Raw genomic sequence first — 14,576 nt, 5'->3', positions numbered from 1 at the left:
GTGTGTGTTTTTTCGCGTGTTGGTTTTTGTTTTTGTGCGGTTGGGGGGCGGGGCCCCCCGGTGGGTCCGGTGCCCCCATTCTCGCCGCGGCCCCCCCCCCCCCCGCTCCTACAGGTACAAAAAAGCCCGGCTCTAGAGCCGGGCTTTTTCACCTCACAACTGAGCTTAGTTGCCGTATACCGGCAGCTTGGCGCAGATGGCCTTGACCTTCTCGCGAACGGCGTCGATCACCGCTTCGTTGTTCAGGTCGGCGAGGATGTCGCAGATCCAGCCTGCCAGTTCTTTACACTCGGCCTCTTTGAAGCCACGAGTGGTCACAGCCGGGGTGCCGAAGCGCAGGCCGGAGGTGACGAACGGCGAACGTGGGTCGTTCGGTACCGAGTTCTTGTTGACGGTGATGAAGGCGCGACCCAGGGCGGCGTCGGCGTCTTTACCGGAGATTTCCTGCTTGATCAGCGACAGCAGGAACAGGTGGTTCTGGGTACCGCCGGAGACCACGTCAAAACCGCGCTCGATGAACACACCGGCCATGGCCTGGGCGTTCTTCACCACTTGTTGCTGGTAGGTCTTGAACTCAGGCTGCAGCGCTTCTTTGAAGCAGATGGCCTTGGCGGCGATCACGTGCTCCAGCGGGCCGCCCTGGGCGCCCGGGAATACTGCGGAGTTGAGCTTCTTCTCGATCTCGGCGTTGGCACGCGCGAGGATCAGGCCACCACGTGGACCGCGCAGGGTCTTGTGGGTAGTGGTGGTGACCACGTCGGCGAATGGCACCGGGTTCGGGTACACGCCTGCAGCGACCAGGCCGGCAACGTGGGCCATGTCGACGAACAGGTAGGCACCGACCTTGTCGGCGATTTCACGGAAGCGTGGGAAGTCGAGGATCTGCGAGTAGGCCGAGAAACCGGCAACGATCATTTTCGGCTTGTGCTCGACCGCCAGGCGCTCGACTTCGTCGTAGTCGATCAGGCCGTTGGCGTCGATGCCGTACTGAATGGCGTTGTACAGCTTGCCCGAGGAGCTGACGTTGGCGCCGTGGGTCAGGTGACCGCCGTGGGCCAGGCTCATGCCCAGGATGGTGTCGCCGGCCGACAGCAGGGCCAGGTAGACGGCGCTGTTGGCTTGCGAGCCAGCGTGCGGCTGGACGTTGGCGTAATCGGCGCCGAACAGCTCCTTGGCACGGTCGATGGCCAGTTGCTCGACCACGTCGACGTATTCGCAACCGCCGTAGTAGCGCTTGCCCGGGTAGCCTTCGGCGTACTTGTTGGTCAGCACCGAGCCCTGGGCTTCCATGACAGCGGGGCTTGTGTAGTTTTCCGAGGCGATCAGCTCGATATGTTCTTCCTGGCGCTGAGCTTCTTGCTCCATGGCGGCAAAGAGATCGGCGTCGTACTTGGCAATGGTCAAATCACGGCTGAACATGGCGGTCCTCAAGGATCGTGCTGAAATAGGCGGGCATTCTACCTCATCAGCTTTTGTCTGGCATATGAAAGGGCATCATGTCGCAGACAAATGGGGCTCATGAGCGACAAGCTGCAAGCTTCAAGCGGCAAGTCAAAGGCCGGACGCGTAACGCTTCTAACTTGCCGCTTGTAGCTTAAGGCTTGCAGCTTCCTGCCTATTCGAACATGAACAGGGTTTCGTTGCTGAACTGCGCCTCGAACTGATGCGCCGGCATCGGTCGCCCGAACAGGTAGCCCTGCACTTCGTCACAGCCGTGTTCACGGAGGAACTCCAGCTGTTCGTGGGTCTCGACGCCCTCGGCGATCACCGCCAGGTTCAGGCTGTGGGCCATGGCGATGATCGCCCGGGCGATCTGTGCATCCTGCTCGCCCTCAGGCAGACCGTCGACGAAGGTGCGGTCGATCTTCAGCACGTCGATGGGGAACTGCTTGAGGTAGTTGAGCGACGAATAGCCGGTGCCGAAGTCGTCAACGGCGATGCTTAGGCCGAGGTTCTTCAGGCTGTCGAGGATCACCATGGCCTCGTTGACCTCGCGCATCAGGATACTTTCGGTCAGCTCCAGCTCCAGGCATGCCGGCGGCAGGCCGGTTTCCTTGAGGATGGTGGCGATGCGTTCGCCCAGTTGACCGTCGGAGAATTGCCGCGCCGAAATGTTCACCGACACCTTCGGCACCCGCACCTTGGCCTGGTGCCAGGCCTTGAGCTGGCGGCTGGCTTCCTTGAGTACCCAGTCGCCGACATCGACCACCAGGCCCAGCTCCTCGATCACCGGGATGAAATCCCCCGGCGGTACCAGCCCGCGCCGCGGATGACGCCAGCGCAGCAACGCCTCGGCACCGGTCAGGCGCTTGCCGTCGCCGCTGAACTGCGGCTGGTAATAGAGGATGAATTCGTTCTGCTCCAGGGCATGGCGCAGGTCGCTTTCCAGCTCCAGGCGCTCCAGGGCACTGGCGTTCATGTCGGCCTGGTAGAACTGGAAGTTGTTCTTGCCGCGCTCCTTGGCGTGGTACATGGCGGTGTCGGCGTTCTTCATCAACTGGCTGAGTTCGCTGCCGTCCTGCGGGCTCAGGGCGATGCCGATACTGGCGGTGACGAAGAACTCGCGGTTCTCCAGCACGAATGGCCGCACCAGGCTGCCAAGGATCTGCTCGGCCACGTGAATGGCCCGGTTCAGGGCCATTTCGCGGGTGGCGCGCGGTTGCAGCAGCAAGGTGAACTCGTCGCCGCCCATGCGCGCCACGGTGTCGTCGTCATCGACGCAGTCGAGCAGGCGCTCGGCCATGTCCTTGAGCATGCGGTCGCCCGCGGCATGGCCGAGGGAGTCGTTGATCGGCTTGAAGCGGTCGAGGTCGAGGAACATCAGCACCACCCAGGCCTTTTGTCGCTCGGCTTGCTGCAGGGCAGTGTGCAGGCGGTCCTGGAACAGGGTGCGGTTGGGCAAGTGGGTCAGGGCGTCGTAGTAGGCCAGGCGATGGATGCGCTGTTCGCTGGCCTTGCGCTCGCTGATGTCGGTAAAGAAGCACACATAGCTGGCCAGGTCGCCTTCATCGTCGAGCACCGCGGTAATGCCGACCCAGGCCGGGTAATGTTCGCCGCTGCGGCGCTTGAGCCACACTTCACCTTCCCAGGTGCCGCGCTGGTGCAGCTGTTTGAGCACGTAGCGCAGGTGTGCATCCTGGTGCTCATCGACGGTCAGCAGGCTCGGCAACTGGTCCAGCACGTCGGCCACGGCATAGCCGCTGACGCGGCTGAAGGCTTCGTTGGCCTGGACGATGTAGCCGGCCGGGTCGGTAATGAGGATCGCCGAGGTCGAGTGCTCGAACACCGTGGCGGCCATGCGCAGGTCTTTCTCGGCGCGGCGTTGCTGGCTGATGTCGCGGCCCACGCCAAGGATGCCCTCGAAGCGCTCCTGGTCATCCCAGACCAGCACCAGGCGCAGCTCGATCGGGATCTTGCGGCCGTCGGCGCGCAGGCAATCGAACAGGAACAGCTGGGTCGGCAACTGGGTGCGCAGCAGTTCCATCTGTTCGGGGTCGCCCAGGGCCTTGTTGACCCGCTCGACCAGGCTGTAGATGCCGGTGAGCTGGGCCGGGTTGGCGATGGTCGAGTGCCAGCCGTTCTCGAAAATCCACTCCACTTCAAAGCCCAGCACCGCCTGGATCGACGGGCTGACGTAGTTCAGTTGCAACTGGCTGTCGGTGGAGAAGATCACGTCGCTGATACTTTCGGCGAGCATGCGGTAGCGCTGTTCGCTGTCGCGCAGAGACTCGCTGGCCTCGATCTGCTCGGTAACGTCCTTGCCGACGCCAATGATCCGCGTCACGCAACCTGCGCTGTCGCGGGTCAGGGCCTGCTCGCGGATGTCGAAACGCAGCCAGCGCTGGTCGTGGTGACGGAAGCGCAGCTGGCAATGCAGTTGCTCGACGTAGCCCGAATCGCGTTGCTGCTGGCGCAACTGGTGATAGAGCTGGGCGTCGTCCGGGTGCAGCAGCACCTCCCAGAAATGGTCGCCCATCTGCGCAAGCTCGGTGCGGCTGTAACCCAGGGTCTGGCCGAGGTTGCGGTTGCTGAAGATCATCAGCTGGCTATGCACGTCCTGGACGTACAACTGGTCGGGCACGGTGCGCACCACATCCGACCAGAAGCTTTCGCGTTCGAGCAACGACAGCTCGACCTGCTTGCGGCTGGTGATGTCGCTGATGCTGAGGATCACTGCCTGGTAATCGCGGCGCTGCTGCGGGAAACGCACCATCAGCCACAGGTGCAGGTCGTCGCCACCGGGCACCGGCAGGCGCACTTCCAGCTCCAGCTGCTGCTGGTTGTCGAGGATCGCCCCGAGGAGCTGGATGCCGATGCCTTCGTTGCCGGTCTGCGAGCCTTCGACCAGGCGTTGCCAGGCACTGTCGCAACAGTTGACGCCCAGCAGTTGCAAGGCCACCTGGTTGACCTCGGTGACTTTCAGCTCCTGGAGCAAAATCCGCCGCAATGGCTGGTCGAAAGCCAGGCGCTGTTCCAGCGCCGGGCGGCTGCGCAGGCGATAGCGCTCGAGCTGGCTGGGTAGGCCCGAGAGGTCGAGCACGCACAGGGCGACCCCGGTGCCTTCGAAGATATCGTGATAGCGTCGGCGGCTTTCCTGCAGCAGGCGATGGCGGCGGCGCATGTTGATCAGCGCCAGCAGCGGGATCAGCGCGCAGAACAGCCCGAGCATGCATTTGCCGATCAGCGCCGGCAGCAGTTGCTGGCGGGCAAGGCCGGCATCGAACAGGCCGCGCAGTTGCCAGGTACTGTTGTCGAGGAACGCCAGCATCACGCTTTGCAGCGGCTCGTCGCTGCCGGGGGTCGGCTGGTGGCGGTTGATGATCTCGCCGGTGCGGCTGTTTTCCAGCAGCCACAACGGGTGATTGGGGCGGTCCAGGTGGTTGGTCAGGTCGCTGTAGTAACCCGGGGCCAGGCGCAGGAACCAGTAGCCGCTGGGCGCCTCGCCCGGCTGGCGCAGCAACAGGTAGACCTGCTGGTTGTCGGCACTGTTGCTGTAATAGAAGTCGCGGCCCTGGTTGAGCCGCAGCAGTTCGTCCAGTGCCTGGTAATCGGGTGTATCCTTCAGGCTGTCGGCCTGCAGGCTGCCATCGGCACCAATCCAGGCGACGCTGAGCAGCTTGGGCTGCTGCTGGCGCAGTTGCGCGATGACCTGCGCCAGTTGCTCAGGGGCAGGCGATGAGCGGTAGGGCTGGATCTGGTTGAGCGCCACCTGGGCCTTAAGCGCCATGTTCAGGCTCATGTGGTCGGCGAGCTCGGCGCTGGCGTTCAGGCTGTGCTGGTACTGGTCAGCCTGGGTATGACGGAACTGGGCGATCAACTGCCACAGCAGCAGGCCCAGCAGCAACAGCACCAACAGGGCCAGCGCGCCTTTCAATGAGCCGCGCAGCGGCGAGCCTGACGCAGTGGCCGGCTTGCGCAGGGATGACGGCTGAGTGAGATTGGTCAAACGTTGATCCTGCGGTATGGCTGGATGGCAGGTTTAGAGCTGCTGGTTGGCAAGTGCCGCGTTCCTGGCGACGGCTCCGGTTGCGCACTATAAGCCGGACGCCCGAAGGGCGGCTAGCATGCCCGCAAACGTGGCAAAGTGCCAGCCCTGTTCGTCGGCGGTTTGCCCAACCCGGCGCATTACGGTAGCTTTGGCCCTTTCCTGGGCGCCACGGCGCCCTTCATCTGTTTCGTTTCTATTTTTTCGTCTCTGACGCTAGGTTTTTCCATGGCTCAATACGTCTATACCATGCATCGGCTGGGCAAGGTTGTCCCGCCGAAGCGGGAAATCCTCAAGAACATTTCGCTGTCCTTCTTCCCCGGCGCCAAGATCGGCGTGCTCGGCCTCAACGGCTCGGGTAAATCCACCCTGCTGAAAATCATGGCGGGTGTCGATACCGAGTTCGACGGCGAAGCCCGTCCGATGCCGGACCTGAACATCGGCTACCTGCCGCAGGAGCCACAGCTGGACCCGTCCAAGACCGTGCGTGAAGTGGTCGAGGAAGCGGTCAGCGTGATCAAGGATGCCCAGGCTCGCCTGGACGAAGTCTACGCCGCCTACGCCGAGCCGGATGCCGACTTCGACAAGCTGGCCGCCGAACAGGCCAAACTCGAAGCCATCCTCCAGGCCAGCGACGGTCACAACCTCGAGCGCCAGCTGGAAGTGGCCGCCGACGCCCTGCGCCTGCCAGCGTGGGAAGCCAAGGTCGAGCACCTGTCCGGTGGTGAGAAGCGCCGTGTGGCCCTGTGCCGCCTGCTGCTGTCGGCCCCCGACATGCTCCTGCTCGACGAACCGACCAACCACCTGGACGCCGATTCCGTCGCCTGGCTGGAACACTTCCTTCACGACTTCCCGGGCACCGTGGTCGCGATTACCCACGACCGGTACTTCCTCGACAACGTTGCCGGCTGGATCCTCGAGCTCGACCGCGGCGCCGGTATTCCGTATGAAGGCAACTATTCGGGTTGGCTGGAAGCCAAGTCCGATCGTCTGGCCCAGGAATCCAAGCAGCAGTCGGCCCATGAAAAGGCCATGAAGGAAGAACTGGAGTGGGTGCGCAAAGGCGCCAAGGCACGTCAGTCCAAGTCCAAGGCCCGCCTGCAACGCTTCGAAGAAATGCAGTCGCAGGAATTCCAGAAGCGCAGCGAGACCAACGAGATCTACATCCCGGCCGGTCCGCGCCTGGGTGACAAGGTCATCGAGTTCAAGAACGTCAGCAAGGGCTATGGCGATCGCGTGCTGATCGACAACCTGTCGTTCTCCATGCCAAAAGGCGCGATCGTCGGCGTGATCGGCGGTAACGGTGCCGGTAAATCGACTCTGTTCCGCATGCTGATGGGCAAGGAACAACCGGACTCGGGCAGCATCGAGATCGGTGAAACCGTGCAACTGGCCTGCGTCGACCAGAGCCGTGAAGACCTCGACGGCAACAAGACCGTGTTCCAGCAGATCTCCGACGGCTCCGACCAGCTGCGCATCGGCACCTACGAGATTCCGTCGCGCACCTACGTTGGCCGTTTCAACTTCAAGGGCGGCGACCAGCAGAAGTTCGTCAAGGACCTCTCCGGTGGTGAGCGCGGCCGTCTGCACCTGGCCCTGACCCTGAAAGAGGGCGCCAACGTCCTGCTGCTCGACGAACCGTCCAACGACCTCGACGTCGAAACCCTGCGTTCGCTGGAGGAAGCCCTGCTGGACTTCCCGGGCGCCGCCATCGTGATTTCTCACGATCGCTGGTTCCTGGACCGTGTGGCGACCCACATCCTGGCCTACGAAGACGATTCGCAGGCGGTATTCTTCGAAGGCAACTACACCGAGTACGAAGCCGATCGCAAGAAACGCCTGGGCGAAGCGGCTGCCCAGCCGCACCGCGTACGGCACAAAAAACTGGCATGACCCTCAGGGGTTTGCACTGAAACGGGGCCTTCGGGTCCCGTTTTTTTTGCCCGAAATTTACCCCGGCCCTGTAGGAGCGGGCTTGCCTCGCGATACGGCTTAACATGTATACACTTATACAAATGCACCATTTAATTTCATAAAAACGACATTGCGCCCTGTTGCGGTGCCGTGGCTTCTTGGTAAAGTCGAGGAAAAAACATAAGTCCAACTCCATCTGGTGAATGTCTACATGATCGAATCTGTCGAAGATTTCCTCGCCCGCCTCAAGCAACGCGACCCGGCCCAGCCTGAATTCCATCAGGCGGTCGAAGAGGTGCTGCGCAGCCTCTGGCCGTTCCTCGAAGCCAATCCACACTACCTGCAGGCCGGTATCCTCGAGCGTATGGTCGAGCCTGAGCGGGCGATCCTGTTTCGCGTGTCGTGGGTCGATGACCAGGGCAAGGTCCAGGTCAACCGCGGCTACCGCATCCAGATGAGCAGTGCCATCGGCCCGTACAAGGGCGGCCTGCGCTTCCACCGCTCGGTGAACCTCGGCGTGCTCAAATTTCTGGCCTTCGAACAGGTATTCAAGAACTCCCTGACTTCGCTGCCCATGGGCGGCGGCAAGGGCGGCTCGGACTTCGATCCGAAGGGCAAGAGCGATGCCGAAGTCATGCGCTTCTGCCAGGCATTCATGAGCGAGCTGTACCGCCACATCGGCGCCGACCTCGATGTGCCGGCCGGCGATATCGGCGTTGGCGCCCGCGAGATCGGCTTCCTGTTCGGCCAGTACAAGCGCCTGGCCAACCAGTTCACCTCGGTGCTGACCGGCAAGGGCATGACTTACGGCGGCAGCCTGATCCGCCCGGAAGCCACCGGCTACGGCTGCGTGTACTTCGCCGAAGAAATGCTCAAGCGCCAGGACCTGCGCATCGACGGTCGCCGGGTGGCCATCTCCGGCTCCGGCAACGTTGCCCAGTATGCGGCGCGCAAGGTCATGGACCTGGGCGGCAAGGTGATCTCGCTGTCCGACTCCGAAGGCACCCTGTACTGCGAAGCCGGCATGAGCGACGAGCAGTGGGATGCGCTGATGGAGCTGAAAAACGTCAAGCGCGGCCGTATCAGCGAGCTGGCCGAACGTTTCGGCCTGGAGTTCCGCAAGGGCCAGCGCCCCTGGAACCTGGCCTGCGACATTGCCCTGCCATGCGCGACGCAGAACGAACTGGACGCCGAAGACGCCCGCACCCTGCTGCGCAACGGCTGCCTCTGCGTGGCTGAAGGCGCCAACATGCCGACCACCCTCGAGGCTGTGGATATCTTCATCGAGGCCGGCATCCTCTTCGCCCCGGGCAAGGCGTCCAACGCCGGCGGGGTGGCCGTCAGTGGCCTGGAGATGTCGCAGAACGCCATGCGCCTGCTGTGGACCGCCGGTGAAGTGGACAGCAAGCTGCACAACATCATGCAGTCGATCCACCACGCCTGCGTGCACTACGGCGAAGAGAACGGCCGCATCAACTACGTCAAAGGCGCCAACATCGCCGGCTTCGTCAAGGTTGCCGATGCCATGCTGGCCCAGGGCGTGGTTTAAGTCTCGGGCTCGACGGCGACGACTTCGGGTGCTTGCGGCCTATTTGTGTCGATAGGCGCGCGCGGCGTCGCGATCCTTTTCTTCCTGCCACTGCTCATCGCGCTCATCCCAGTGACGGGCGCGATACTCCTGCAGGTCCTGGTTCTCCTGCATGGCGTGGCACTGGCGAAAGCCGTCGTCCCAGCCGGACTCGTACTGGCGGTTGTGCAGGTAGCGCGGCACGTCTTTGCGAAAGTCCCCGGCCATCACCCCGGCGGCCTGGCGACCGCTGCTGCAACCGTCCTGGAAGCCATCGGCATAGGCCGGTGGGTAACCTTGATTGATCAATTGCTCATGGGTTGTCTGGCAACCTGTGAGCACACCCATTACCACCATTACCAGCCAGTACCGCCGCATGTTCAGACTCTCCGCTTGCCAGGGAAAGTCTAGGCGGGCAATTGTCGGCGGCGTGTCAAAAGGATGTGATCAAGGTATTGGGGCCTTGCTAATAGTGATACCACTTGAGCTCCAGCATCACCTCGTTCTGCGCTGACGCAAGCTTGCTGAAGTCGCGGCTGGCACTCAAACGTACACCCAGATCGCGGGACAGCTCCCACTGCTGATTCAGACTCAGGCTACGGCGCACCTCGCCATTGGTGAAGTAGTCGGCCTTGGCCTCGACGCTCAGGTTGCCCAGCGGGTTGCGCCACAGCATCCCGGTATTGAAGCCTGCAGCCGGCGCAATGAAGCCGGCGAAGTCATTGTTGTGCTCGACGCGCACCGTGCCCAGGGCAAAGCCCAGTACGTCATCGGCCAACTGCCAGGTAGCGCCGGCGCCGCCGTTGACGTGGCTGACCAGCACCTCGTCGCCGTGCTTGCCCAGCACTCGCTCAAGCCCCCCGGCGACCTGCCAGGACCAGGGTTGCAGCAGGGCGTTGCGCGGGGTCAGCGAGCGGATGGTCGCCAGGTCCAGGCGCTGCACCTGCCAGTCGTTGCCTTCGTACTGGCGCAGCTTGAGCTGGAGGATCTCGATCTGTGCGCCAAGGGGGAAGCCGTAGGCGTTGTCGTTGAGGTCGTGATAGGCCATGCGCAGGCCATATTCGGCGTAGGCGCGATCATCGCGGCTGCCCAGGCCCAATTGCCAGGTACGTGACTGGTGGCCGTCCTCAGGCAAGCCGGGGCGCTCGATCTCAAGCTCCGGCGGCGGGTTGCGGTTGATTGCCCGTAGCAGCTCGAAGCTGCGCTTGGTCCGCGCCGGGTCGCGCTCCTGACCGTTGGCGCGGTAACGCTCCAGGCGGTAGGCGGCGTCCTGCACCAGGGCCTGGCGCTCGCGGGGCAGGGCGGTGAACGCGGGGCTCTGTAGCTGCGCGGTGTCGGCACTGACGGCCAGCACCTGTTGCTGTTCCTCGGCCTCCAGCGGCTTGGCGCGCTCCAGCAGTTCGCGCTCGCGCGACGGCCGGTAGTCGATACGCTCGACCAGGCCGGCCTGCTTGACCGCCTTGACCGTGTCGGTGGGGATCGCGGTCAGCGGGAACTGCGAGGTCAGGTCCAGGCTCGGACGCGCCACCTGCAGCAGCTCGAGCAGGCGGTAGGAGCAGTTTTCGTCGAAGAAGAAGTAGTCGAACTGGATCTGCTTGAGTTCCCAGACGTGCTCGACCATGCGCCCGGTTTCTTCCGGGGTCAGGTTCAGCCGGTATTCCCACAGGTCGCGGTTTTCCAGGCTACGGTACTCGGAGAGTTTCTCTTGGTAGGGCACCAGGGCGAACAGGCCCGGGTAGCCGCCCATCAGGCCCTTCCAGGCATAGAGGATGCTGTTGTCGCTGCCTTCGATATAGGCGCCGAAGTTGATCGCGTAGCTGAGCAGGGCGGTTTCGTTGCTCTGCACGTCGGCCTGGTCGATGCGTAGCAGGGTATGGCCGAACATCGACGAGGGGCTGTTGAGGTAGGCGGCCGGGAAGATCATCACCGCACTGTGCGGCGAGACGTCCTTGAACCACTGGGTGTAGTCCTTGCAGTCCGGGCGCGGCAGGTCGTCCAGTTGCAACTGCTCGCGCAGCCAGCGGGTACGTGCCGGGAACACGCACTGGGCATGTTTGTCGCCCAGGCTCGCCGGTGCGTACAGCGCCTTGACGGTGGCGCGCAGCTCCTGGTCGGGGTGATGGGCACCGTCTTCGGCAAGAAAGAAACGTTGGTCATCGACATAGCTGCGCCAGCCGCCCAGCTTGGCCGTCTCGTAATGGCCGAGGGCGATCCAGTAGCGGTCGGCCGCCAGTTGCTTAAGGCGTGCTTCATCGAATGAAGGGGCAGCATGCAGCGGGGCGCAGGCACAGAGCGCCAGGTAGGCAAGGCGTTTGAGCATGTCGGGCAACTAAGTCTGAATGATGCCGATAGAGGCGGACAACAACCCGCCCCGGTGAAGGGGCGGGTGGGCCGAGCTTAAGCCTGGGTGACGTACTTGGCCAGACGTGGATCGCTTTTCAGTACCGCGAGGGTGTTGCTGTGTACATCTTCAGCCGTGACATCGGCGGTTTTGAAGATGTCCTGGAAGTGTTGATGGGTAACCGCGGCGAAGTGCGCGCGATCTTCCGGTGCGACACCGAGCACCACGGCATAGGTGGTCAGTGCTTCACCTTGACCCTTGGCCATGTCTTCGGAGAGTTCGTTCATCATGCCGTTCATGGCGAACCATGATTTACCGCCATAGGTCAGCGCAGCGTTGGTCGAGCAGCCGTTGGTGCCCGAGGTCATGCCGAAAGTGGCGTTGCCGGAGGTGCCGTTGGTGGTGGATGCAAGGAAGTGGGCCGGTGTGCCGCGTTGGCCCTCGAACAGCATGTTGCCCCAGCCGCAATCCGGTCCGCCAGGGGCCTGGGCCATGGCATTGAGGGAGACCGCGGTGAACAGAGTACCCAGAAGAATCCGTTTCATAGCATTGTTCTCTTTCTAGAATTACATACCAAAGGTCAGGGTTGTCTGGCATATCTGTAGGACCAGTTGCCAGGGCGGGTCGGTTATTTACCCAGCCGCGCAGTTTGGAGTTTAGGCACGATCTAAGGGTTCCGTGATTTATTGCGAAAGATTGCCTGAAAATATTGACGTAGATCGGCTTTTCGCCCCTGCGACAATTAGCAGCGATGAGCCTTGCAACGTGCACGCGCACGGCGCCAGAATGCTGACATCCGCCCCGCCGAAGTAAGGAAGCCCGATGCCCGATCCTGTCGCTGCGAGCCTGCGTCTTGCGCCCGAAGCCCTGACCCGGCCGTTTTCCGCTGAACAGTTCGCTTTTTCCACCACCAATGATCTGGAGCCTTTTCGCGGTGTGCTTGGCCAGGAGCGTGCAGTCGAAGCCTTGCAGTTCGGCGTCGCCATGCCGCGTCCCGGGTATAACGTCTTCGTCATGGGCGAGCCCGGCACTGGCCGTTTCTCGTTCGTCAAACGCTACCTCAAGGCCGAAGGCAAGCGCCTGCAAACGCCGTCGGACTGGGTCTATGTCAACAACTACGACGAGCCACGCGAGCCGCGCGCGCTGGAGTTGCCACCGGGCAGCGCCGGTGCGTTCATCAGCGACATCGGTGGCCTGATCGACAACCTGCTGGCAACCTTTCCGGCAGTGTTTGAGCACCCGTCCTACCAGCAGAAAAAAAGCGCCATCGACCGCGCCTTCAACCAGCGATACGACCGTGCCCTGGATGTGATCGAGCGCGCCTCGCTGGAAAAGGACGTGGCCCTGTACCGCGACAGCAGCAACGTTGCCTTCACCCCGATGGCCGACGGCAAGGCGCTGGACGAAGCGGAATTTGCGCAGTTGCCGGAAGCCGAGCGCGAGCGTTTCCACGACGATATCGCCGCGCTGGAAGAACGCCTCAACGAAGAACTGGCGAGCCTGCCGCAATGGAAGCGTGAATCGAGCAACCAGCTGCGTCAGCTCAACGAAGAAACCATCACCCTGGCCTTGCAGCCATTGCTGGCGCCGCTGTCTGAGAAGTACGCCGAGAACGCCGCCGTCTGTGCCTACCTGCAAGCCATGCAGGTCTACCTGCTGCGCACCGTGGTCGAGCAACTGGTTGATGACAGCAAGACCGACGCCCAGGCGCGCAAGCTGCTCGAAGAGCAGTACGCACCGAGCCTGGTGGTCGGCCATCACGCCAGCGGCGGGGCGCCGGTGGTGTTCGAGCCGCACCCGACCTACGACAACCTGTTCGGCCGTATCGAATACAGCACCGACCAGGGCGCGCTGTACACCACCTATCGGCAACTGCGCCCGGGGGCCCTGCACCGGGCCAACGGCGGCTTCCTGATTCTGGAAGCCGAGAAGATGCTCAGCGAACCGTTTGTCTGGGACGCGCTCAAGCGCGCCCTGCAGTCGCGCAAGCTGAAGATGGAATCGCCGTTGGGCGAGTTCGGCCGCCTGGCCACCGTGACCCTCAACCCGCAGATGATCCCGCTGAACATCAAGGTGGTGATCATCGGTGCGCGCCAGCTGTATTACGCCCTGCAGGATCACGATCCGGACTTCCAGGAGATGTTCCGGGTGCTGGTCGACTTCGACGAAGACATTCCCATGGTCGACGAGAGCCTGGAGCAGTTCGCCCAGTTGCTCAAGACCCGCACCAGCGAGGAGGGCATGGCGCCGCTGAGCGCCGACGCGGTGGCGCGCCTGGCGACCTACAGCGCGCGCCTGGCCGAGCACCAGGGGCGTTTGTCGGCGCGTATTGGTGATTTGTTCCAGCTGGTCAGCGAGGCGGACTTCATCCGCCACCTGGCCAATGACGAAATGACCGACGCCGGGCACATCGAACGTGCGCTCAAGGCCAAGGCCACGCGCACCGGCCGTGTGTCGGCGCGGATTCTCGACGACATGCTGGCCGGCATCATCCTCATCGATACCGACGGCGCCGCGGTGGGCAAGTGCAACGGCCTGACCGTACTGGAAGTCGGCGACTCGGCCTTCGGTGTGCCGGCGCGGATCTCCGCCACGGTCTACCCCGGCGGCAGCGGTATCGTCGACATCGAGCGCGAGGTCAACCTCGGCCAGCCGATCCACTCCAAGGGGGTGATGATCCTCACCGGTTACCTGGGCAGCCGCTATGCCCAGGAATTCCCCCTGGCGATCTCCGCGAGTATCGCCCTGGAGCAGTCCTACGGTTATGTCGACGGCGACAGCGCCTCGCTGGGCGAGGCCTGCACGCTGATCTCGGCCTTGTCGAAAACCCCGCTCAAGCAGTGCTTCGCCATCACCGGCTCGATCAACCAGTTCGGTGAAGTGCAGGCGGTCGGTGGGGTCAACGAGAAGATCGAGGGCTTCTTCCGCCTTTGTGAAGCCCGTGGCCTGACTGGCGAGCAAGGCGCGATCATCCCGCGTGCCAACGTTGCCACGCTGATGCTCGACGAGCGGGTGCTGCAGGCGGTACGCGCCGGCATGTTCCACGTCTACGCCGTAAGCCAGGCCGACGAGGCCCTGAGCCTTTTGGTCGGTGAACCTGCCGGTGAGCCGGACGAAGAAGGCCAGTTCCCTGAAGGCAGTGTCAACGCCCGGGTCGTCGAGCGCCTGCGGGTAATTGCCGAGATGATCAGCGAAGAGGACCTCAAGGAGGCAGAAAAGGAGCACGCCGAGCAGGCCCTGGCCCAGGTCAAGCCGTCCTGATCTGAGTG

At 63.0% G+C, this 14,576-nt stretch carries 8 protein-coding genes; 3 read left to right on the top strand and 5 right to left on the bottom strand.

From position 1 onward, the window contains the following. Nucleotides 1-165: 165 nt before the first annotated feature. Both glyA and ACIOVF_RS13155 read right to left on the bottom strand, forming a co-directional pair. Complete coding sequence (gene glyA, locus ACIOVF_RS13160; RefSeq protein WP_093387878.1) at nucleotides 166-1,419, bottom strand: serine hydroxymethyltransferase; 1,254 nt, start codon at nucleotides 1,417-1,419, stop codon at nucleotides 166-168. A gap of 196 nt (nucleotides 1,420-1,615) precedes the next feature. Further along, nucleotides 1,616-5,446, bottom strand: coding sequence for an EAL domain-containing protein (locus ACIOVF_RS13155; RefSeq protein WP_401289869.1), 3,831 nt, complete (start codon nucleotides 5,444-5,446; stop codon nucleotides 1,616-1,618). 267 nt (nucleotides 5,447-5,713) lie between these two features. Between ACIOVF_RS13155 and ettA the strand changes: the two genes are divergently transcribed. Both ettA and gdhA read left to right on the top strand, forming a co-directional pair. Then, nucleotides 5,714-7,378, top strand: coding sequence for an energy-dependent translational throttle protein EttA (gene ettA, locus ACIOVF_RS13150; protein WP_045195926.1), 1,665 nt, complete (start codon nucleotides 5,714-5,716; stop codon nucleotides 7,376-7,378). A gap of 232 nt (nucleotides 7,379-7,610) precedes the next feature. Further along, on the top strand, nucleotides 7,611-8,948 hold the full coding sequence (gene gdhA / locus ACIOVF_RS13145; RefSeq protein ID WP_045196574.1) for an NADP-specific glutamate dehydrogenase: 1,338 nt from the start codon (nucleotides 7,611-7,613) through the stop codon (nucleotides 8,946-8,948). A 39-nt stretch (nucleotides 8,949-8,987) separates the two neighbouring features. On the opposite strand, the gene ACIOVF_RS13140 is transcribed toward gdhA, so the two are convergent. From ACIOVF_RS13140 to ACIOVF_RS13130, 3 genes are all read right to left on the bottom strand, one after another. Next, entirely contained in the window at nucleotides 8,988-9,344 is a 357-nt protein-coding gene (locus ACIOVF_RS13140) for a lipoprotein (RefSeq protein ID WP_045195929.1), read from the bottom strand. A gap of 88 nt (nucleotides 9,345-9,432) precedes the next feature. Further along, nucleotides 9,433-11,286, bottom strand: coding sequence for a DUF4105 domain-containing protein (locus ACIOVF_RS13135; protein WP_401289864.1), 1,854 nt, complete (start codon nucleotides 11,284-11,286; stop codon nucleotides 9,433-9,435). 77 nt (nucleotides 11,287-11,363) lie between these two features. Beyond that, entirely contained in the window at nucleotides 11,364-11,852 is a 489-nt protein-coding gene (locus tag ACIOVF_RS13130) for a DUF3015 domain-containing protein (RefSeq protein ID WP_093387889.1), read from the bottom strand. A gap of 277 nt (nucleotides 11,853-12,129) precedes the next feature. Between ACIOVF_RS13130 and ACIOVF_RS13125 the strand changes: the two genes are divergently transcribed. Then, nucleotides 12,130-14,568, top strand: a complete 2,439-nt coding sequence (locus tag ACIOVF_RS13125) for a Lon protease family protein (RefSeq protein ID WP_045195935.1) — start codon at nucleotides 12,130-12,132, stop codon at nucleotides 14,566-14,568. Nucleotides 14,569-14,576: the final 8 nt, after the last annotated feature.

It is taken from the genome of Pseudomonas sp. NPDC087612 (genome assembly GCF_044743505.1).
Taxonomy (GTDB): Bacteria; Pseudomonadota; Gammaproteobacteria; order Pseudomonadales; family Pseudomonadaceae; genus Aquipseudomonas.
The sequence above is the reverse complement of the archived record's forward strand: the minus strand, read 5'-3'. Positions and strand labels throughout refer to the sequence as shown.